This window comes from Pantoea sp. MT58 (assembly GCF_014495885.1).
Lineage (GTDB): Bacteria > Pseudomonadota > Gammaproteobacteria > Enterobacterales > Enterobacteriaceae > Pantoea > Pantoea eucalypti.
This window is the reverse complement of sequence record NZ_CP061083.1, coordinates 3,352,267-3,374,060: the sequence shown is the minus strand read 5'-3', so window position 1 is coordinate 3,374,060 and position 21,794 is coordinate 3,352,267. Positions and strand designations below refer to the sequence as shown.

The following is a 21,794-nucleotide window of genomic DNA, read 5'->3' as shown; positions in this document are numbered from 1 at the left end:
CAGGATAAATATTTAACCCTTTACATTGTTTCATTTTTAGTCTTTTTTCCCCAAGCCATTTTTTTTATTCAGTTATTCATTGGCTTAATTTTTAGTTTCTCCTTTTATTCGATTATATCGTCGCCAGACTTTAATTTTGCGCCTTGTAAAGAGTGATGTTCAACTGCCGCTCCGGCTTGACAAGGATTTCATGGGATCCTTAAACTCGTTTCGTGGTAAAAAGTGGGATAAAGTGGCGTAAATGGGTGATGAGGAGAAGAGACTGGCATGTTCCGCGGAGCAACGTTAGTCAATCTCGACAGCAAAGGGCGGCTCGCCGTACCCACGCGATATCGCGAATTGCTGATTGGGGAGTCTCAGGGGCAGATGGTCTGTACCATCGACCTCCACCAGCCATGCCTGTTGCTTTACACCCTGCCCGAATGGGAAATCATTGAAAAAAAGCTGGCACGCCTTTCCAGTATGAATCCACTTGAGCGCCGCGTGCAGCGTTTGCTGCTGGGACATGCCAGTGAATGTCAGATGGACAATGCAGGCCGCCTGCTGCTGGCGAATACGCTTCGGCAGCACGCAAAATTAACCAAAGAAGTGATGCTGGTTGGACAGTTCAATAAGTTTGAGCTGTGGGATGAACAGACCTGGTATCAACAAGTCAGGGACGATATTGACGCAGAACAGTCGGCTCAGGAACCTTTATCTGAGCGGTTGCAGGACTTGTCGCTATAGCTATGCAGGAAAATTTCAAACATACCACCGTGCTGTTGGATGAGGCGGTTAACGGCCTCAATATCAGGGAAGACGGTATTTACATCGACGGCACATTTGGTCGTGGTGGCCACTCACGCCTGATTCTTTCGCAACTGGGAGAGAAGGGAAAACTGATCGCCATCGATCGTGATCCGCAAGCTATCGCCGCTGCTGCTGAGATTACCGACCCGCGTTTTTCAATTATTCATGGCCCTTTTTCTGCGCTGGCAGAGTATGTTTCTGAACGGGATCTGGTCGGAAAAATTGACGGGATTTTGCTGGACCTGGGGGTTTCATCGCCGCAACTGGATGACGCTGAACGCGGCTTCTCCTTTATGCGTGACGGACCGCTGGACATGCGAATGGACCCGTCGCGTGGTCACTCAGCCGCAGAATGGTTGCTGCACGCGGAAGAGGCAGATATCGCTTTCGTCCTGAAGACTTACGGTGAAGAGCGATTCGCTAAACGTATTGCCCGGGCCATTGTCGAGCGCAATCGCGAGCAGCCGATGACCCGCACCCGTGAACTGGCTGAAGTCATCTCCATCGCTATGCCAGTGAAAGATAAGTTTAAACATCCGGCTACACGCAGCTTCCAGGCCATTCGCATCTGGATTAACAGTGAACTGGAAGAGATCGATATCGCACTGAAAGGCGCGGTTCAGGTACTCGCACCGCAGGGCCGTCTCTCTGTGATCAGCTTCCATTCACTGGAAGATCGGCTGGTTAAGCGCTTTATGCGCGATCAGAGTCGTGGACCACAGGTGCCGGCCGGAATACCGATGACTGAACATCAGCTGCGAGCCCTGGGTGGCCGTGAACTGAAGTTGCTCGGCAAAATGTCGCCGGGTGACGCTGAAGTCTCTGAGAACCCACGCGCGCGCAGCTCGGTTTTACGTATCGCGGAGAAAACCGACGCATGATCGGTAACGAGCGTCACAGTCTGCCTGCCGTTATCGGCGGGGATCTGCTGCGAAAGGGCAAGATTCCGGTGCTGTTGCTGATCGCTGTCGTGGTTTCTGCCGTGCTGGTGGTCACCACCACGCATAAAACACGACTGTTAACGGCACAGCGTGAACAGCTGGTGCTGGAGCGTGACGCGCTGGATATCGAGTGGCGCAACCTGATTCTGGAAGAGAATGCGCTGGGCGATCACAGCCGTGTTGAACGCATCGCCACCGAGAAGCTGCAGCTGCAGCACGTTGATCCTTCACAAGAAAATATCGTGGTGCAGAAATAAGGACTTAAGTTAGCGAATGAGCGGCACAGGCAGAACGCTGAAATTGAAGAAACCGGAAGATAAAGCCAGCTTTGTAAGCTGGCGTTTTGCGTTGCTGTGCGGCTGTATTTTACTGGCGCTGGGTGGATTGCTGTCACGTGTTGCCTGGCTGCAGGTGATCAATCCTGGCAAGCTGGTCAAAGAGGGCGATCTGCGCTCGCTGCGCGTTCAGGCGGTGCCAACCTCGCGCGGGATGATCAGCGATCGTGCCGGACGACCGCTGGCAGTGAGTGTCCCGGTTAATGCCATCTGGGCGGATCCAAAAGAGCTGCACGCCGGTGGTGGCGTCACGCTGGACAGCCGCTGGAAGGCACTCTCTGATGCGCTCTCTATCCCCCTTGACCAGTTGGCCGCGCGCGTAAATGCCAATCCTAAAGGCCGCTTTGTCTATCTGGCGCGTCAGGTCAATCCGGCCATCGGCGACTACGTCAAAAAACTCAAACTTCCCGGTATTCATCTGCGCGAAGAGTCGCGCCGTTACTATCCTGCCGGGCAGGTTACCTCTCATCTGATTGGCTTTACCAACATCGACGGGCAGGGCATTGAAGGCATTGAGAAGAGTTTTGATAAATGGCTGACCGGTGCGCCGGGCGAGCGGACGGTGCGTAAAGATCGCTACGGTCGCGTCATCGAAGATATCTCCTCTGTGGACAGCCGGGCCGCGCATAACCTGACTCTCAGCATCGATGAGCGCTTACAGGCGCTGGTCTACCGTGAACTGAATAACGCCGTGGCCTTTAACAAAGCGGAATCGGGCACGGCAGTCCTGGTGGATGTGAATACCGGCGAAGTACTGGCGATGGCCAACAGCCCGGCTTACAACCCGAATAATCTTGGCAACACGCCGAAAGATCTGATGCGTAACCGCGCCATCACCGACATTTTCGAACCTGGCTCGACCGTGAAGCCGATGGTGGTCATGGCGGCGCTGCAACGCGGCGTGGTCAGAGAGAACAGTGTCCTGAATACCGTGCCATATCGCGTCAATGGTCATGAGATCAAGGATGTGGCGCGCTACAACGAATTGACCCTGACAGGGGTTTTACAGAAATCGAGTAACGTCGGTGTTTCACGTCTGGCGTTAGCGATGCCTTCCTCAGCGCTTGTAGAAACTTATGCGCGCTTTGGACTGGGCAAACCGACCAATTTGGGGCTGGTCGGGGAAAGCAGTGGCTTATACCCTAAAAAACAACGGTGGTCTGACATAGAGAGGGCCACCTTCTCTTTCGGCTACGGGCTAATGGTAACGCCGTTACAGTTAGCGCGAGTCTACGCAACAATTGGCAGCTATGGCATTAATCGCCCGCTGTCGATTACCAAAGTGGATCCGCCCGTCGCGGGACAACGCGTTTTCGATGAGTCACTGGTGAAAACCGTGATGCATATGATGGAAAGCGTGGCGCTGCCTGGTGGCGGTGGGGTCAAAGCGGCCATCAAAGGTTATCGGATTGCGATAAAAACCGGTACAGCGAAAAAAGTCGGGCCCGATGGTCGCTACGTCAACAAATACATTGCCTATACCGCAGGCGTTGCGCCTGCCAGTCATCCCCGATTCGCGCTGGTGGTGGTGATCAACGATCCCCAGGCCGGCAAGTATTACGGTGGTGCGGTTTCTGCCCCGGTGTTTGGTGCCATCATGGGCGGCGTACTGCGCACCATGAACATCGAGCCGGACGCGTTACCGACCAATGACAAGAATGAGCTGGTGACTAACAGAAGTGAGGAAACAAGTGACAGATCGTAACCTGCGCGACTTACTCGGCCCCTGGGTGCCAGGCGCGCCGGCGCGCCCACTGCGCGACATGACACTGGATAGCCGCATTGCGGCTTCTGGCGATCTGTTTGTCGCTGTTGCAGGCCATCAGGTCGATGGACGCCGTTTCATCCCGCAGGCGATTGCTCAGGGCGTCGCCGCCGTGGTGGCCGAAGCTGAAGGCGAAGCCGCCGACGGCGAAATCCGTGAAATGCACGGCGTACCGGTTATCTATCTGGCCCAATTGCCTCAGCGTCTTTCAGCCTTAGCAGGCCGTTTTTATCAGCAGCCGGGTGAGAAACAGACGCTGATTGGCGTTACGGGTACAAATGGTAAAACCACCACGACCCAGTTGCTGGCGCAGTGGGCAACGCTGCTGGGTGAAACCAGCGCGGTCATGGGCACCGTCGGGAATGGGCTGGTGGGTCACTTGTCCGCGGCAGAAAATACCACCGGCTCAGCAGTTGATGTTCAGCATCTGCTGAACGATCTGGCGGAAAAAGGGGCGAGCCTGACCGCAATGGAAGTCTCGTCACACGGACTGGTTCAGCATCGCGTCGCGGCGCTGCCGTTTGCCGCAGCGGTCTTTACCAATCTCAGCCGCGATCACCTCGATTATCACGGTGATATGCAGAGCTACGAGTCAGCCAAATGGCTGCTGTTTTCTGAGCATCAGGTCGGGCAGGCGATTCTTAACGCCGATGATGAAGTCGGTCGTCGCTGGCTGGCGCGCTTACCGGATGCGGTGGCAGTCACCATGGAGAATAACCTCCAGCCTGGCTGCCATGGCCGCTGGCTGAAAGCCGATGCGGTGGAGTACCACGATAACGGCGCACACATCCGTTTCAGCTCCAGCTGGGGCAACGGAGAAATCAACAGTCCATTAATGGGCGCGTTCAACGTCAGCAATCTGATGCTGGCGCTGGCGACGCTGCTGTCACTGGATTATCCGCTGGCGACGCTGATCAACGTTGCACCGCAGTTGCAGCCGGTCAACGGGCGTATGGAAGTGTTCAGCGCCGCAGGAAAACCGACGGTCGTGGTGGATTATGCCCATACGCCGGATGCGCTGGAAAAAGCGCTGGAAGCAGCCCGCCTGCACTGCAAAGGCAAACTGTGGTGTCTGTTTGGCTGCGGTGGCGATCGTGACAAAGGCAAACGACCATTAATGGGCGCGATTGCTGAGCAATATGCGGATGTGGTGGTGATTACCGACGACAATCCGCGCAGCGAAGATCCGCAGGCGATTGTTAACGATATTCTGACCGGTTTGCTGGATCCGGGCCGCGCCCGGCTGGTGTCTGGCCGCGCGCAGGCCGTCACTAACACCATCATGCAGGCTCAGCCTGACGATATCGTACTGGTGGCCGGTAAAGGCCACGAAGATTATCAGATCATCGGCAATCGCCGTCTCGACTACTCCGATCGTGCCACGGTTGCGGCACTGCTGGGAGGCGCAGCATGATTCCGGTTTCATTAAAAACGCTTGCGGAGATCACCGGCGGAACGCTGCACGGCAGTGATTTAACCCTGAATGACGTAACGACGGATACCCGCAAAGTGACAGCAGGCAGTCTGTTTGTCGCGCTGGTGGGCGAACGTTTTGATGCCCATGACTTCGCTGAAGAGGCCATTGACAGTGGCGCACAGGCGTTACTGGTCAGTAAGCATTTACCTGTCTCTGTGCCTCAGGTCGTCGTGGAAGATACCCGACTTGCTTTTGGCCGACTGAGTGCCTGGGTTCGTCAGCAGTCCACTGCCCGCGTCGTGGCGCTGACCGGCTCGTCCGGCAAAACGTCGGTTAAAGAGATGACGGCAGCGATTCTGCGTGAGTGCGGTGAGACGCTCTACACCGCAGGCAATCTCAACAACGATTATGGCGTGCCGATGACGCTGCTGCGTCTGACCGCAGAGCATCAGTATGCGGTAATTGAGCTTGGCGCTAATCATCAGGGCGAAATCGCCTACACCACCGACCTGGTTAAACCGGAAAGCGCGCTGGTGAATAACCTGGCAGCGGCCCATCTGGAAGGCTTTGGTTCGCTGGCGGGTGTCGCTAAAGCCAAGGGCGAGATTTTTCAGGGCTTACCGGCGAATGGCATTGCGATTCTCAATGAGGAAAGCAACGACTGGCCAAACTGGCAGACCACGCTGCAGGACAAAACCGTGTGGCGCTTCTCGCCGCAGGCGGCAGCGTGTGATTTCTCTGCCCGTGATATCCGCATTGCGCAGGACGGCACCCATTTTGTGATGAAGACACCGCGTGGTGAGGCTGAGATTGTGCTGCCGTTGCCGGGTCGGCATAACATCGCCAACGCACTGGCTGCGGCGGCTCTGGCCCTGTCAGTGGATGCCCCGCTTAGCGCCGTTCAGCAGGGGCTGAAAAACCTGCAGTCGGTGCCAGGTCGCCTGTTCCCGGTGCGCCTCTCTGCGCATCAGCTGCTGCTGGATGACAGTTATAACGCGAATGTCGGATCGATGACCGCCGCCGTCCAGGTCCTGTCAGAGATGCCGGGCTACCGGGTGCTGGTCGCCGGCGATATGGCGGAACTGGGTGATGAGACCGAAAAATGCCACCGCGAAATCGGGGATGCGGCACGTGATGCAGGTATTGATCGCGTATTGAGCTGCGGAAAATTCAGCCATTTTATTAGTGAAAACAGCAAAGCTGGCGAACATTTCAGCGATAAGACAGCGCTGACTGAACGTTTGCGTCAATTGTTGTCCGAACACTCAGAAATTACCGTCCTGATAAAAGGCTCGCGTAGTGCCGCCATGGAGCAGGTAGTACAGAGCTTAAAGGAGAAAGGAACATGTTAGTTTGGCTGGCCGAGCATCTGGTCGCTTTTTATTCGGGCTTCAACGTCTTTTCCTATCTGACGTTTCGCGCCATTGTCAGCCTGCTGACAGCACTCTTTATCTCTCTCTGGATGGGGCCGCGCCTGATTGCGTGGCTGCAGAAATTACAGATTGGTCAGGTTGTCCGTAACGATGGCCCGGAATCGCATTTCAGTAAGCGCGGAACGCCAACAATGGGCGGGATTATGATTCTGACCTCCATCACCATTTCGGTGCTGATGTGGGCATATCCGTCGAATCCCTATGTCTGGTGCGTGCTGTTCGTGCTCATCGGCTTTGGCATCATCGGCTTTGTCGATGACTACCGCAAAGTGGTGCGCAAAGATACTAAGGGACTGATTGCCCGCTGGAAATATTTCTGGATGTCGGTTATTTCTCTGGGCGTCGCGTTCGGGCTTTATGCAGCAGGTAAAGACACCCCGGCGACCCAGCTTGTGGTGCCCTTTTTCAAAGACATCATGCCGCAGTTAGGCCTGTTTTATGTGCTGCTGGCCTACTTTGTGATTGTCGGAACGGGTAACGCGGTCAATCTGACCGATGGTCTCGATGGTCTGGCGATCATGCCCACCGTCTTTGTCGCCGCAGGCTTTGCGCTGGTTGCCTGGGCCACCGGTAACGTGAAGTTTGCTGAATATCTTCATATTCCTTATCTGCGTCACGCCGGTGAGCTGGTGATTGTCTGTACCGCCATCGTCGGGGCAGGGCTGGGCTTCCTGTGGTTCAACACCTATCCGGCTCAGGTCTTTATGGGTGATGTCGGCTCACTGGCGCTGGGCGGCGCGCTGGGAACCATCGCCGTGTTGCTGCGTCAGGAATTTTTACTGGTGATTATGGGTGGCGTGTTTGTGGTTGAAACGCTGTCGGTAATCCTGCAGGTGGGATCGTTTAAGTTGCGCGGCCAGCGTATTTTCCGCATGGCGCCGATCCATCACCACTATGAACTCAAGGGCTGGCCGGAACCGCGCGTCATTGTGCGCTTCTGGATTATTTCGCTAATGCTGGTGCTGATTGGCCTGGCCACGCTGAAGGTGCGTTAATCATGGCTGACTATCGGGGTAGAAAAGTTGTCATTATCGGGCTGGGCCTTACCGGGCTCTCCTGTGTTGATTTCTTTTTAGCGCAGGGCGTAACGCCCCGCGTGATGGACACCCGTGTCTCGCCGCCGGGGCTGGATAAATTGCCCGGGCAGGTTGAACGTCACCTGGGCGGCATCAACGGTGACTGGCTGCTGGCGGCCGATCTGATTGTTGCCAGCCCTGGCGTCGCGCTGGCGCATCCGATTCTTAGCGAAGCCGTCGAAGCCGGAATCGAAATCGTCGGTGATATTGAGCTGTTCTGCCGCGAGGCGCAGGCACCTATCGTGGCGATCACCGGTTCCAACGGTAAAAGCACCGTTACAACGCTGGTGGGTGAAATGGCGAAAGCCGCGGGCTGGCAGGTGGGCGTTGGCGGGAATATCGGTCTGCCCGCACTGAGTCTGCTGCAATCACCAGCACAACTTTATGTACTGGAACTTTCCAGCTTCCAGCTTGAGACCACATACAGTCTGAAAGCGGCTGCGGCAACCGTGCTCAACGTCAGTGAAGATCATATGGATCGCTATCCGCTGGGTATGCAGCAGTATCGCGCCGCCAAGCTGCGGGTTTATGAGAATGCACAGATCTGCATCGTTAACGCCGATGACGCACTGACAATGCCGGTCCGCGGCGCAGATACCCGCTGTGTCAGCTTTGGTGTCGATTTTGGTGACTATCACCTGAATAAGCAGCAAGGCAGCATCTGGCTGCGGGTGAAGGGCGAGAAAGTCCTGAACACCGCTGAAATGAAGATGGTGGGACAGCACAACTATACCAACGCGCTGGCGGCACTGGCGCTGGCCGATGCGGTCGGTCTGCCACGCGCTTCAAGCCTGGCGGCCTTAACGCACTTTAACGGTCTGGCGCATCGTTTCCAGCTGGTCCATGAACATCAGGGCGTGCGCTGGATCAATGACTCCAAAGCGACCAATGTCGGCAGCACCGAAGCGGCGCTCAATGGCCTGCAGGTTCAGGGAACGCTGTGGCTGCTGATGGGCGGTGATGGTAAGTCAGCCGATTTTACGCCGCTGATCCCCTGGCTGCAGGGCGACAACGTGCGTCTTTACTGCTTTGGCCGCGACGGTGATGCGCTGGCCGCGCTGCGTCCTGATATCGCCGTGCGCACAGAAACCATGCGGCAGGCGATGGAGCAGATCGCGCCGCAGGTTAACGCAGGCGATATGGTTCTGCTGTCGCCGGCCTGCGCCAGCCTTGACCAGTTCCGTAACTTTGAGCAGCGCGGTGAGCAGTTCGCGCAACTGGCGAAGGAGTTGAGCTGATGCGTATTCCTGGTGCCGGACTGGCGGGATATTTCTCAGGACGCCTGAAAGATTGGGTCATGGGCGCACGTGAAAGTGATGACTCTTCACTGGTGCTCTATGACCGCACACTGCTATGGCTCACGCTGGGCCTGGCGGTGATTGGTTTTGTGATGGTGACGTCGGCATCAATGCCGGTGGGTCAGCGTCTGAATGACGATCTCTTTTACTTCGCCAAGCGTGATGCTTTCTACATCGTGCTGGCATTAGGTATGGCACTGGTCACGTTGCGGGTGCCGATGGATTTCTGGCAGCGCTACAGCAACGTGATGCTGATGGTCACGGTGGCGATGCTGCTGATTGTTCTGGTAGTTGGTAGCTCGGTAAACGGTGCATCGCGCTGGATTGCACTGGGTCCACTGCGTATCCAGCCGGCTGAGTTGTCGAAGCTCTCTCTGTTCTGTTATCTCGCCAGTTATCTGGTGCGCAAAGTGGAAGAGGTGCGTAACAACTTCTGGGGCTTCTGTAAGCCGATGGGCGTGATGGTCGTGCTGGCCGTGTTACTGCTGGCACAGCCGGACCTCGGTACGGTGGTTGTGTTGTTTGTGACTACGCTGGCGATGCTGTTCCTGGCAGGTGCCAAGCTGTGGCAGTTCATGGCAATTATCGGCTCCGGCATTTTTGCGGTAATTCTGCTGATCATTGCAGAACCCTACCGTATGCGCCGTGTGACGTCGTTCTGGAATCCGTGGGAAGATCCCTTTGGTAGCGGCTACCAGCTGACTCAGTCGCTGATGGCATTTGGTCGCGGTGAATTCTGGGGGCAGGGGCTCGGTAACTCTGTGCAAAAGCTGGAATATCTGCCGGAAGCCCATACCGACTTTATTTTCGCCATCATCGGGGAAGAACTCGGCTACGTCGGTGTGGTATTGGCACTTTTAATGGTATTCTTCGTCGCTTTTCGTGCGATGTCGATTGGCCGTCGTGCTCTGGAACTGGATCAGCGTTTTTCCGGCTTTTTAGCCTGTTCGATTGGTGTCTGGTTCAGCTTCCAGGCGCTGGTTAACGTCGGGGCTGCCGCGGGTATGTTACCGACCAAAGGTCTGACCTTACCGCTGATCAGTTACGGTGGGTCGAGTCTGATCATTATGTCGACCGCCATCGTTTTTTTATTACGCATAGATTATGAAACGCGCCTGGCGAAAGCGCAGGCGTTTACCCGAGGTGGTCGATGAGCGGTAAGCGATTGATGGTGATGGCAGGCGGAACCGGCGGACATGTCTTTCCCGGTCTGGCTGTCGCCCATCACCTGATGGAACAGGGCTGGCAGGTTCGCTGGTTAGGCACCGCCGACCGTATGGAAGCCGATCTGGTGCCGAAGCACGGCATCGAAATCGACTTTATCCGCATCAGCGGACTACGCGGTAAGGGCATGAAAGCGTTGCTGCTGGCACCGCTGCGCATCTTCAATGCATGGCGTCAGGCGCGTCGCATCATGAAAGCGTGGAAGCCGGATGTCGTGCTGGGCATGGGCGGCTACGTTTCCGGTCCGGGCGGCTTAGCGGCCTGGAGCTGCGGTATTCCGGTTGTGCTGCATGAGCAGAACGGTATTGCCGGTCTGACCAATAAATGGCTGGCGAAGATCGCCACCAAAGTTTTGCAGGCGTTTCCGGGCGCGTTTCCTGCCGCCGACGTGGTAGGAAATCCGGTTCGCACTGACGTTCTGGCACTGCCTTTACCTGCGCAACGTCTGGCAGACCGTCATGGCCCGATTCGGGTGCTGGTGATTGGTGGAAGTCAGGGCGCACGGATACTGAACCAGACGCTACCGCAGATTGCGGCGCTGGTGGGTGATGAGATCACCCTGTGGCATCAGACCGGTAAAGGGGCGTTGCCTGAAACAGAGAAAGCGTATCAGCAGGTCGGTCAGACGCAGCATAAAGTGACCGAATTTATTGATGATATGGCTGCTGCCTATGCTTGGGCTGATGTGGTGGTATGCCGCTCCGGTGCGTTAACCGTGAGCGAAGTTGCTGCCGCTGGTTTACCGGCCATTTTTGTGCCGTTTCAGCACAAAGATCGCCAGCAGTACTGGAACGCGCTGCCGCTGGAAAAAGCGGGCGCCGCCAGAATTTTTGAGCAGCCGCAATTTACTGCGGAGGCTGTAGCGGATCTGCTACGCCACTGGGATCGTGCAACACTGCTGACGATGGCTGAACAGGCCCGTCAGGTGGCTATCCCCGATGCGACTGAACGAGTCGCTCAGGAAGTGGCTCGCGCCGCAAAGTAATCATTCCGGTCAGCGCGTCTGACCTGTACCCGGACTGGGTACAAACTGAAATAGCAGGTAACAGAGAGCGATGAATACACAACAATTGGCAAAACTGCGTTCTATCGTGCCCGAGATGCGTCGCGTCCGGCACATCCACTTTGTCGGCATCGGCGGTGCTGGCATGGGCGGTATTGCCGAAGTGTTAGCAAATGAAGGCTACCATATCAGCGGTTCAGATCTGGCCCCTAACCCGGTGACGCAGAATCTGATTGCGCTGGGTGCCACTATTTATTTTAACCATCGCCCTGAAAACGTGACCGATGCCAGCGTGGTCGTGGTCTCCAGCGCCGTTTCGCAGGATAACCCTGAACTGGTAGCGGCACGTGAACAGCGCATTCCGGTGATCCGTCGCGCGGAGATGCTGGCTGAACTGATGCGTTTCCGTCACGGCATTGCCGTTGCAGGGACCCATGGCAAAACGACGACGACGGCGATGGTGTCGAGCATTTATGCGGAAGCGGGTCTCGATCCGACCTTCGTTAACGGCGGACTGGTTAAAGCAGCTGGAACCCATGCCCGTCTGGGTAACAGCCGGTATCTGATTGCTGAAGCGGATGAGAGCGATGCGTCGTTTCTGCATCTGCAGCCGATGGTGGCGATTGTGACCAACATTGAAGCTGACCATATGGACACCTATCAGGGCGATTTTGAGAACCTGAAGCAGACCTTTATTAACTTCCTGCACAACCTGCCGTTTTACGGTCGTGCGGTGATGTGCGTGGATGATGCAGTTATTCGTGACCTGCTTCCTCGCGTGGGCCGTCATATCACCACGTACGGTTTCAGTGACGATGCGGATCTGCGCATTGAAAACTACGAGCAGAGTGGTGCGCAGGGGCATTTCACTCTGATTCGTCAGGATAAAGCGCCGCTGCAGATTACGCTGAACGCGCCGGGCCGCCACAATGCCCTGAACGCAGCCGCCGCTGTCGCCGTCGCCAGTGAAGAAGGCATCGAAGACAATGCGATTCTGGCCGCACTGGAGAGCTTCCAGGGCACAGGTCGTCGCTTTGATCTGCTGGGTGAATTCCCGACCGAGCCGGTCAATGGACAACCGGGCACCGCGATGCTGGTGGATGATTACGGTCATCACCCAACCGAAGTTGACGCGACGATTAAAGCCGCGCGCGCAGGCTGGCCAGATAAAAAGCTGGTGATGGTGTTTCAGCCGCACCGTTATAGCCGTACCCGCGATCTGTTTGATGATTTCGCCAACGTACTGTCGCATGTCGATGTGTTGCTGATGCTGGATGTGTACTCCGCTGGTGAGACCGCGATTCCAGGCGCTGACAGTCGTTCGCTCTGCCGTGCCATTCGTAACCGGGGCAAGGTCGATCCGATTCTGGTGCCGGAACATGACGCACTGCCGGAGATGCTTGCACCGCTGCTGTCAGGCAATGACCTGATTCTGGTACAGGGTGCCGGGAACGTCGGCAAGGTTGCCCGCAAGCTGGCGGACACGAAGCTCCAGCCGGAACGCAAAGCGGAGGATCGTCATGGCGGATAAAGTTGCAGTATTAATGGGTGGCACGTCGGCAGAGCGCGAGGTTTCGCTCAACTCGGGTCAGGCCGTGATTGCCGGATTGCGGGAAATGGGTATCAATGCACATGGCATCGATACCCGCCATGTCTCCGTGCTGACGCTAAAAGAGCAGGGGTTCACCAAAGCCTTTATCGCGCTACATGGTCGCGGCGGTGAAGATGGCACGATGCAGGCGGTGCTGGAATTCCTGCAACTGCCTTACACCGGCAGCGGCGTGATGGCATCGGCGGTGACGATGGATAAGTTGCGCACCAAACTGCTGTGGCAGGGTCGTGGTTTACCATCAGGAAAATTTGTCTGGCTGACGCGTCAGCAGTTTGAGGGCGGGCTGGATGAGGAGAGCAACGCGGCGATTGCAGCGCTTGGCCTGCCACTGTTTGTGAAGCCAGCCTGTGAAGGCTCCAGCGTGGGCATCAGCCGTGTTAACGATCTGCACGCGCTGCCAGCGGCACTGGAGATGGCGTTTAAGTACGACAATGACGTACTGGTCGAGGCGTTTCTCAGCGGCGCGGAGTATACCGTCGCGATTGTGGGCGATCGTATCCTGCCCTCAATAGAAATAAAGAGCGCCAGCGAGTTCTATGACTATGAAGCTAAATACATTTCTGACGATACTCAGTACGTCTGTCCGGCCGAGTTAAGTGCTGAACGTGAAGCTGAATTGCAGCAGCTGGTGCTGGCGGCCTGGCGTGCGCTGGGCTGTCGTGGCTGGGGACGGGTTGATGTGATGACCGACGGGGAAGGGCGCTTTCAGTTACTGGAAGCCAATACCTCGCCGGGCATGACCAGCCACAGCCTGGTCCCTATGGCAGCGAAACAGGCGGGCATGAGCTTCCCGCAGCTGGTTGCTCATATTCTGGAGCTGGCCGACTGATATGTCACAGGCGGCGATGAGAGTTCGAAACCGTGAACCGCAGGAGCGTATTCGCACCGGGCGCAGTAACGGTGCCCGACTGTTCGGCATTTTTTTCCTGCTGATCGTTATCGGGATTATGGTTGCCGGCGGGCTGGTGGTGCTGAAGTGGATGAACGATGCGTCCCGGCTGCCGTTGTCAAAACTGGTGGTGACAGGACAGACGCATTACACCACGCACGACGATATTCGACAGGCGATTTTGTCGCTGGGTCCGCCCGGCACGTTTATGTCACAGAATGTGGACATTCTGCAGCAGCAGGTTGAGCGGTTGCCGTGGATTAAGCAGGTCAGTGTGCGTAAGCAGTGGCCGGACGAACTGAAGATCCACCTGGTGGAGTATACGCCGGTGGCGCGCTGGAACGATTTGCATATGGTGGATGCAGAAGGTAACGCCTTCAGCGTACCCGCCAGTCATGTCGGCAAAGAGACACTGCCGATGCTGTATGGGCCAGAAGGGAGTGAAAAAGAGGTCCTGGCAGGCTATCACAGCATGGATGATGTGCTAAAAGCCCGGAAGTTTACTCTGAAGGTGGCGTCAATGACGGCCCGTCGTTCATGGCAGCTGGTCACCAGTGATGATGTACGCATCGAACTGGGACGCAGCGACACCATGAAACGACTGAATCGCTTTATTGAGCTCTACCCGGTACTGCAACAGCAAGGTCAGAACGAGAGCAAACGTATCAGCTACGTGGATTTGCGATATGACTCGGGCGCTTCTGTTGGCTGGACACCGGTCGTGATGGAGCCACAGGACAGTAATCAGCAACAGAACCAGGCACAGGCTAAACAACAATGATCAAGGCAACGGACAGAAAACTGGTAGTTGGACTCGAAATCGGCACTGCGAAAGTTGCCGCCCTGGTTGGGGAAATTCTGCCCGATGGTATGGTCAACATTATTGGGGTGGGCAGCTGTCCTTCCCGTGGTATGGATAAAGGTGGCGTAAACGATCTTGAGTCGGTGGTGAAATGCGTTCAGCGCGCCATCGATCAGGCTGAGCTGATGGCGGATTGCCAGATCTCCTCCGTCTACCTTGCTTTATCGGGCAAACATATCAGTTGTCAGAACGAAATCGGGATGGTTCCGATTTCAGAAGAGGAAGTGACTCAGGATGATGTAGAGAATGTCGTACATACCGCTAAATCGGTGAGAGTGCGCGACGAGCATCGCATCCTGCACGTTATTCCTCAGGAATACGCGATCGACTATCAGGAAGGGATCAAGAATCCGGTTGGGCTTTCTGGCGTGCGTATGCAGGCGAAAGTGCACCTGATCACCTGCCACAACGACATGGCGAAGAACATCGTTAAAGCCGTTGAGCGTTGCGGACTGAAAGTAGATCAGCTGATTTTTGCCGGTCTCGCCTCCAGTTTTGCCGTTTTGACTGAAGACGAACGTGAGCTGGGCGTGTGTGTTGTCGATATTGGTGGCGGTACAATGGACATAGCCGTATATACCGGCGGCGCTTTACGGCACACTAAGGTTATTCCGTATGCAGGCAACGTTGTCACCAGCGATATCGCCTATGCGTTTGGCACACCGCCAACGGATGCTGAAGCGATTAAAGTGCGTCATGGTTGCGCGCTGGGCTCGATTGTCGGCAAAGATGAGAACGTTGAGGTACCGAGCGTGGGCGGACGTCCACCACGTAGCCTGCAACGTCAGACGCTGGCGGAAGTGATTGAGCCGCGTTATACCGAACTTTTGAATCTGGTTAATGACGAGATTCTGCAGTTACAGGAACAACTGCGTCAGCAGGGCGTAAAGCATCACTTAGCCGCAGGCATTGTCCTGACCGGTGGTGCAGCGCAAATTGAAGGACTGGCGGCCTGTGCGCAACGCGTATTCCATACGCAGGTGCGTATCGGACAGCCGCTGAATATTACCGGCCTGACTGACTATGCGCAGGAATCGTACTACTCCACTGCCGTGGGACTGTTGCATTACGGCAAAGAGTCGCACATGAACGGTGATGCAGAGACCGAAAAACGGGTCTCAGTAGGTAACTGGTTCAAGCGTATTAACAGTTGGTTAAAAAAAGAGTTTTAATTTTTGTGAAAGGGGATCATGCTGTTTTCTTTAGTGATCTCCAGGCGACAGGCACATAACGGAGAGAAATCATGTTTGAACCTATGGAATTAACCAACGACGCGGTGATTAAAGTCATCGGCGTCGGTGGCGGCGGCGGTAACGCCGTAGAGCACATGGTACGCGAACGTATCGAAGGTGTGGAATTCTTTGCTGTGAATACCGACGCGCAAGCGCTGCGTAAAACAGCTGTCGGCCAGACCATTCAGATCGGTAATAACATTACCAAAGGTCTGGGTGCGGGTGCGAATCCGGAAGTAGGCCGTAACTCAGCAGAAGAAGATCGCGAAGCACTGCGGGCTGCGCTGGAAGGGGCAGACATGGTCTTCATCGCAGCAGGCATGGGCGGCGGTACCGGTACCGGTGCAGCCCCTGTAGTTGCTGAAGTGGCTAAGGATCTCGGTATCCTGACGGTGGCCGTTGTTACCAAGCCGTTCAACTTCGAAGGCAAAAAGCGCATGGCGTTTGCTGAGCAGGGGATCGCTGAACTTTCTAAGCACGTCGATTCACTGATCACTATTCCCAACGACAAGCTGCTGAAAGTGCTGGGCCGTGGTATTTCCCTGCTGGATGCATTTGGCGCTGCTAACGACGTGCTGAAAGGCGCAGTCCAGGGTATTGCCGAGCTGATCACCCGTCCGGGCCTGATGAACGTCGACTTTGCTGACGTGCGTACAGTGATGTCCGAAATGGGCTATGCCATGATGGGTTCAGGCGTTGCGTGCGGTGAAGATCGTGCGGAAGAAGCGGCTGAAATGGCGATCTCCAGCCCACTGCTGGAAGATATTGATCTGTCAGGCGCCCGTGGCGTGCTGGTCAACATTACTGCGGGCTTCGACCTGCGTCTGGATGAGTTTGAGACCGTGGGTAACACTATCCGCGCCTTCGCCTCTGACAACGCAACCGTTGTAATCGGTACCTCTCTGGATCCGGAAATGAATGACGAACTGCGCGTCACTGTCGTGGCAACCGGTATCGGCATGGACAAACGTCCGGAAATCACGCTGGTCACCAACAAGCCAGCCAGCCAGCCAGTGATGGATCATCGCTATCAGCAGCACGGTATGTCACCGCTGCCGCAGGAGCAAAAACCAGCTGCCAAAGTCGTTAACGACCAGGCTGCGCAGTCGAACAAAGAGCCTGACTATCTTGATATTCCGGCCTTTTTACGTAAGCAGGCCGATTAGGATTAACCCTATAATTGGGATTATCCGCTCTTTGTGCTAAAGTGTCTGTCCGCTGGTAAAGTATACTGGCGGTCGGAAAGGTGATACTGCGAGATAATGCGATGATCAAACAAAGGACATTAAAACGTATTGTTCAGGCGACGGGTGTCGGTTTACATACCGGCAAAAAAGTCACACTGACATTACGCCCTGCGTCGGCTAATACCGGGGTCATCTATCGTCGCACCGACTTGAATCCACCGGTAGATTTTCCGGCTGATGCAAAATACGTGCGCGACACCATGCTGAGTACCTGCCTGGTGAATGATGAAGGCGTGCGTATTTCAACGGTTGAACACCTCAATGCCGCCTTGGCGGGTCTGGGTATCGACAACATTATTGTTGAAGTCGATGCGCCGGAAATCCCGATCATGGATGGCAGCGCAGCACCGTTTATCTATCTGCTGATGGATGCGGGTATCGAGCAGCTCAACAGCGCGAAGAAATTTGTGCGTGTTAAGCAGACCGTGCGTGTGGAAGAGGGTGACAAATGGGCCGAGATCAAACCGTACAACGGTTTCTCGCTTGATTTCACCATCGACTTCAAACACCCGGCTATCGACTCCAGCTCACAGCGCTATGCGATGAACTTCTCTGCTGACGCCTTTGTTCGTCAAATCAGCCGGGCGCGTACATTTGGCTTTATGCGTGAAATCGAATATCTGCAGTCTAAAGGCCTGTGCCTGGGCGGTAGCTTAGATTGTGCGATAGGTCTGGATGATTTCCGCGTACTGAATGAAGAAGGTCTGCGTTTTGAGGACGAGTTTGTTCGTCACAAAATGCTGGACGCGATTGGCGACTTGTTTATGTGTGGTCACAACATCATTGGCGCATTCTCTGCGTTTAAATCGGGTCACGCGCTGAATAACAAGTTGCTGCAAGCGGTTCTGGCTAAGCAGGAAGCCTGGGAATGGGCAACCTTCGAAGACGAAGCTGAACTGCCAGTGGCATTCAAAGCACCGAATCTGGTTCTGGCTTAACTACCTCAGAACGTGAAACGGCTGGTTATGCTGACACCCTCTCCGGTCAGCGGCGCCAGCCGTTTTTTTATGGCTTTCTGTCATACTCCTGACGACTGCGACGTCGCTCGCAACACATTGTCTGTTCTGCTGAATTGCTGAACAATCACACGCGTTTTCTCACACCGCCACTTTAATCCCAGGTGTGGATGCCCCACATTAATGTTACTATCTGTGGCGCTTTTACAGGCCGAAATCCGTTGCGGCTCGCGGCGGGTACACGAAAACAAGAGCGCAACAGAGCATGCGCGATGGAAAGGTTGTGATCGGGATTCTTCAGCGCTGGCGACAATTAGGTAGACGCTATTTCTGGCCCCATCTCCTGTTAGGGATGGTAGCGGCCAGCTTTGGCCTGCCAGCCTGTGCGCAAAGCGCCGAACCCAACGCGTCCTCTGAATCGCCAGCCAGCAGCCTCTTTCTTGGCAATGCCACACGCTTTGATCATTTAATCCGGCTCCAGGAAGCGTCACGGCGCCCGAGCTTCAGCGTGGATTACTGGCATCAGCACGCCATCCGCACCGTTATTCGTCACCTCTCTTTCACGCTTGCCCCCCAGGCGCAGGCGGAACAACAGCAGTTACCGCTGGCGGCCCAAAAGCTGGCGCTGATTGACTCACTGCATAATTTACTGACATCGCACTCTGCGCTGCATACCGCACCGCAGCAGATGGCAACACCGCCTCTCTTCATGGCCGTTACCCGTTCATGGGTAGAATGGCATGCCAGTGTGCATGGCATCCGCGCCGGACCCGCCCGATTGTTCTGCTAATAGTATTGGTTTTACTCACTCTGTTTAGATTTCGCAGTCCGGAATATTCCGGCTGAATTGAGAATATATTTATTATGTTTAGCAAAATATTAACCAAGGTTTTTGGTAGCAGTAACGATCGTACGCTGCGTCGTATGCGCAAGGTGGTAGATGTCATCAATAAGATGGAGCCTGATTTTGAGAAGCTCTCTGACGATGAACTGAAAGCTAAAACCGACCTGTTCCGCGAGCGTCTGAAAAAAGGCGAATCGCTGGAGAGTCTGATCCCGGAAGCGTTCGCGACCGTGCGTGAAGCGAGTAAACGTGTGTTCGGTATGCGTCACTTTGATGTGCAGCTGATTGGCGGCATGGTGCTGAACGACCGTTGCATCGCGGAGATGCGTACCGGTGAAGGTAAAACTCTGACTGCAACGCTGCCCGCCTACCTGAATGCGCTGTCTGGCAAAGGCGTTCACGTGGTGACCGTCAACGACTATCTGGCACAGCGTGATGCGGAAAACAACCGACCACTGTTTGAGTTCCTGGGTCTGACGATTGGTATCAACATGTCGGGCCTGCCGGCTGTGGCGAAGCGTGAAGCTTATGCAGCAGACATTACCTACGGCACCAACAACGAGTATGGCTTCGACTACCTGCGCGACAACATGGCGTTCAGTCCGGAAGAGCGCGTACAGCGTAAACTGCACTATGCGCTGGTGGATGAGGTCGACTCCATCCTGATCGATGAAGCGCGTACACCGCTGATCATCTCCGGTCCGGCAGAAGACAGTTCTGATCTCTACACCAAAGTGAACAAGATCATCCCTCATCTGGTTCGCCAGGATAAAGAAGATACTGAAACCCATCAGGGTGAAGGCGACTTCTGGGTCGATGAGAAAGCGCGTCAGGCTCATATGTCTGAACGCGGTCTGGTGAAAGTGGAAGAGCTGCTGGTCAGCCAGGGCATCATGGAAGCGGGCGAGTCACTCTACTCGCCGACTAACATCATGCTGATGCACCATGTCACTGCGGCACTGCGCGCGCATGCACTCTTTACCCGCGATGTTGATTACATCGTGAAAGATGGCGAAGTGGTAATTGTTGATGAACACACCGGCCGTACCATGCAGGGTCGTCGCTGGTCAGATGGTCTGCATCAGGCGATTGAAGCGAAAGAAGGCGTAGAGATCCAGAACGAGAACCAGACGCTGGCCTCTATTACCTTCCAGAACTACTTCCGTATTTACGAAAAGCTGGCCGGTATGACCGGTACTGCTGATACCGAAGCGTTCGAATTCAGCTCTATTTACAAGCTCGACACCATTGTCGTGCCGACTAACCGTCCGATGGTGCGTAAAGATCTGGCTGACCTGGTCTACATGACAGAGAAAGAGAAGATCGATGCGATTATCGAAGATATCCGTGAGCGTACAGCCAATGGACAGCCGGTACTGGTGGGCACCATCTCGATTGAAAAATCAGAAGTGGTCTCTAATGAACTGACCCGCGCCGGTATCAAACATAACGTCCTGAACGCCAAATTCCACGCCCGCGAAGCGGACATCGTGGCGCAGGCTGGTCAACCGGGCGCGGTCACTATCGCGACCAACATGGCCGGACGTGGTACGGACATTATGCTGGGCGGTAGCTGGCACGCTGAAGTGGCCGAACTGGAAGAGCCAACTGAAGCGCAAATCGAAGAGATTAAAGCGGCCTGGCAGATTCGTCATGACGCGGTGCTGGCGTCAGGTGGTTTGCATATTGTGGGTACTGAGCGTCACGAATCCCGTCGTATCGATAACCAGCTGCGTGGTCGTGCAGGTCGTCAGGGTGACGCCGGTTCTTCTCGTTTCTACCTGTCGATGGAAGATGCGCTGATGCGTATTTTCGCCTCCGATCGCGTATCGAATATGATGCGTAAACTGGGCATGAAGCCAGGCGAAGCGATTGAGCACCCGTGGGTGACTAAAGCGATTGCCAACGCACAGCGTAAAGTCGAAAGCCGTAACTTCGATATTCGTAAGCAGCTGCTGGAATATGATGATGTGGCTAACGACCAGCGTCGTGCGATCTACAGTCAGCGTAATGAGCTGCTGGATGTGTCTGATGTGAGCGAAACCATCAACAGCATTCGCCACGATGTTTACAAAGCCACCATCGATACCTACATTCCGCCACAGTCGCTGGAAGAAATGTGGGACGTGCCTGGCCTGGAAGAGCGTCTGCGCACTGACTTCGATCTTAACCTGCCGATTGCAGAGTGGCTGGACAAAGAGCCCGATCTGCATGAAGAAGTGCTGCGTGAACGCATCATGACCCATGCCATGGAAAGCTACGCAGAGAAAGAAGAGATCGTCGGCGCTGAAATGATGCGCAACTTCGAAAAAGGCGTGATGCTGCAGACGCTGGACTCTCTGTGGAAAGAGCATCTGGCAGCGATGGACTATCTGCGCCAGGGTATCCATCTGCGCGGTTATGCGCAGAAAGATCCAAAGCAGGAGTACAAGCGTGAATCCTTTGCCATGTTCGCCGCAATGCTTGAATCACTGAAGTATGAAGTGATCAGTACGCTGAGCAAAGTTCAGGTGCGCATGCCAGAAGAAGTTGAAGCGATGGAGCAACAGCGTCGCGAAGAAGCTGAACGTCTGGCACAGCAACAGCAGCTGAGCCATGTGGAAGAAGATCTGCTGGCAGCTGAGCCTGTGGCTGAGCAAAGTGGAGAACGCAAAGTGGGCCGCAACGATCCCTGCCCATGTGGTTCCGGTAAAAAGTATAAGCAGTGTCATGGCCGTATCGCCTGAGGTTAAATGCTGATAAAAAAGGAGCCGCTGGCTCCTTTTTTTATGGCCTTTGCCACCACGATGACTATGCCCATGCTGAGCTAAAGCGGTTAACTTCCGTTACGGCATGCTCTAAAATCAGCCTTCATTCACCATTACTACCGGA

Annotated in this window: 18 protein-coding genes; all 18 read left to right on the top strand. The window is 55.2% G+C overall.

The genetic code is table 11. The features are described from left to right. The first annotated feature begins 267 nt into the window (after window positions 1-267). The 18 genes from mraZ (at window position 268) to secA (ending at window position 21,649) form a co-directional block, all read left to right on the top strand. Entirely contained in the window at window positions 268-726 is a 459-nt protein-coding gene (gene mraZ / locus IAI47_RS15975; protein ID WP_003854767.1) for a division/cell wall cluster transcriptional repressor MraZ, read from the top strand. A gap of 2 nt (window positions 727-728) precedes the next feature. After that, window positions 729-1,670, top strand: a complete 942-nt coding sequence (rsmH, locus tag IAI47_RS15970) for a 16S rRNA (cytosine(1402)-N(4))-methyltransferase RsmH (RefSeq protein ID WP_003854766.1) — start codon at window positions 729-731, stop codon at window positions 1,668-1,670. Next, on the top strand, window positions 1,667-1,987 hold the full coding sequence (gene ftsL / locus IAI47_RS15965) for a cell division protein FtsL (protein WP_003854764.1): 321 nt from the start codon (window positions 1,667-1,669) through the stop codon (window positions 1,985-1,987). Before rsmH ends, ftsL begins: the two co-directional genes overlap by 4 nt. Before the next feature lie 16 nt (window positions 1,988-2,003). After that, entirely contained in the window at window positions 2,004-3,770 is a 1,767-nt protein-coding gene (locus IAI47_RS15960; RefSeq protein ID WP_003854762.1) for a peptidoglycan glycosyltransferase FtsI, read from the top strand. After that, the gene (murE, locus tag IAI47_RS15955; RefSeq protein WP_003854759.1) at window positions 3,757-5,244 is read left to right on the top strand and encodes a UDP-N-acetylmuramoyl-L-alanyl-D-glutamate--2,6-diaminopimelate ligase; all 1,488 of its coding nucleotides are present in this window, start codon (window positions 3,757-3,759) and stop codon (window positions 5,242-5,244) included. Before IAI47_RS15960 ends, murE begins: the two co-directional genes overlap by 14 nt. Next, the gene (gene murF, locus IAI47_RS15950) at window positions 5,241-6,599 is read left to right on the top strand and encodes a UDP-N-acetylmuramoyl-tripeptide--D-alanyl-D-alanine ligase (protein WP_008925574.1); all 1,359 of its coding nucleotides are present in this window, start codon (window positions 5,241-5,243) and stop codon (window positions 6,597-6,599) included. The genes murE and murF overlap by 4 nt, the downstream gene beginning before the upstream one ends. Next, window positions 6,593-7,675 (top strand): phospho-N-acetylmuramoyl-pentapeptide-transferase, encoded by a 1,083-nt coding sequence (mraY, locus tag IAI47_RS15945; RefSeq protein WP_003854755.1) that lies wholly within the window; start codon window positions 6,593-6,595, stop codon window positions 7,673-7,675. The genes murF and mraY overlap by 7 nt, the downstream gene beginning before the upstream one ends. 2 nt (window positions 7,676-7,677) lie before the next feature. Continuing rightward, window positions 7,678-8,994 carry a UDP-N-acetylmuramoyl-L-alanine--D-glutamate ligase gene (gene murD, locus IAI47_RS15940; RefSeq protein WP_003854752.1) on the top strand — a complete coding sequence of 439 codons (1,317 nt, stop codon included), beginning with the start codon at window positions 7,678-7,680 and terminating at the stop codon, window positions 8,992-8,994. Then, on the top strand, window positions 8,994-10,208 hold the full coding sequence (gene ftsW, locus IAI47_RS15935; protein WP_003854750.1) for a cell division protein FtsW: 1,215 nt from the start codon (window positions 8,994-8,996) through the stop codon (window positions 10,206-10,208). The genes murD and ftsW overlap by 1 nt, the downstream gene beginning before the upstream one ends. Further along, entirely contained in the window at window positions 10,205-11,263 is a 1,059-nt protein-coding gene (gene murG / locus IAI47_RS15930) for an undecaprenyldiphospho-muramoylpentapeptide beta-N-acetylglucosaminyltransferase (protein WP_003854746.1), read from the top strand. Before ftsW ends, murG begins: the two co-directional genes overlap by 4 nt. A 70-nt stretch (window positions 11,264-11,333) precedes the next feature. After that, the gene (gene murC / locus IAI47_RS15925) at window positions 11,334-12,812 is read left to right on the top strand and encodes a UDP-N-acetylmuramate--L-alanine ligase (RefSeq protein ID WP_008925575.1); all 1,479 of its coding nucleotides are present in this window, start codon (window positions 11,334-11,336) and stop codon (window positions 12,810-12,812) included. Then, window positions 12,802-13,722 carry a D-alanine--D-alanine ligase gene (locus tag IAI47_RS15920; protein WP_008925576.1) on the top strand — a complete coding sequence of 307 codons (921 nt, stop codon included), beginning with the start codon at window positions 12,802-12,804 and terminating at the stop codon, window positions 13,720-13,722. The genes murC and IAI47_RS15920 overlap by 11 nt, the downstream gene beginning before the upstream one ends. A gap of 1 nt (window position 13,723) precedes the next feature. Continuing rightward, on the top strand, window positions 13,724-14,563 hold the full coding sequence (gene ftsQ, locus IAI47_RS15915) for a cell division protein FtsQ (RefSeq protein WP_033743115.1): 840 nt from the start codon (window positions 13,724-13,726) through the stop codon (window positions 14,561-14,563). Next, a complete protein-coding gene (gene ftsA, locus IAI47_RS15910) occupies window positions 14,560-15,816 on the top strand; it encodes a cell division protein FtsA (protein WP_003854739.1) in 1,257 nt (418 codons plus the stop codon). Before ftsQ ends, ftsA begins: the two co-directional genes overlap by 4 nt. Window positions 15,817-15,887: 71 nt before the next feature. Next, on the top strand, window positions 15,888-17,042 hold the full coding sequence (gene ftsZ / locus IAI47_RS15905) for a cell division protein FtsZ (protein ID WP_003854738.1): 1,155 nt from the start codon (window positions 15,888-15,890) through the stop codon (window positions 17,040-17,042). Window positions 17,043-17,143: 101 nt separating this feature from the next. Continuing rightward, window positions 17,144-18,061, top strand: a complete 918-nt coding sequence (lpxC, locus tag IAI47_RS15900; RefSeq protein ID WP_008925578.1) for a UDP-3-O-acyl-N-acetylglucosamine deacetylase — start codon at window positions 17,144-17,146, stop codon at window positions 18,059-18,061. Between the two features lie 301 nt (window positions 18,062-18,362). Next, the gene (gene secM, locus IAI47_RS15895) at window positions 18,363-18,869 is read left to right on the top strand and encodes a secA translation cis-regulator SecM (RefSeq protein ID WP_003854732.1); all 507 of its coding nucleotides are present in this window, start codon (window positions 18,363-18,365) and stop codon (window positions 18,867-18,869) included. A gap of 74 nt (window positions 18,870-18,943) precedes the next feature. Then, entirely contained in the window at window positions 18,944-21,649 is a 2,706-nt protein-coding gene (gene secA, locus IAI47_RS15890) for a preprotein translocase subunit SecA (protein WP_003854731.1), read from the top strand. The last annotated feature ends 145 nt before the right edge of the window (window positions 21,650-21,794 follow it).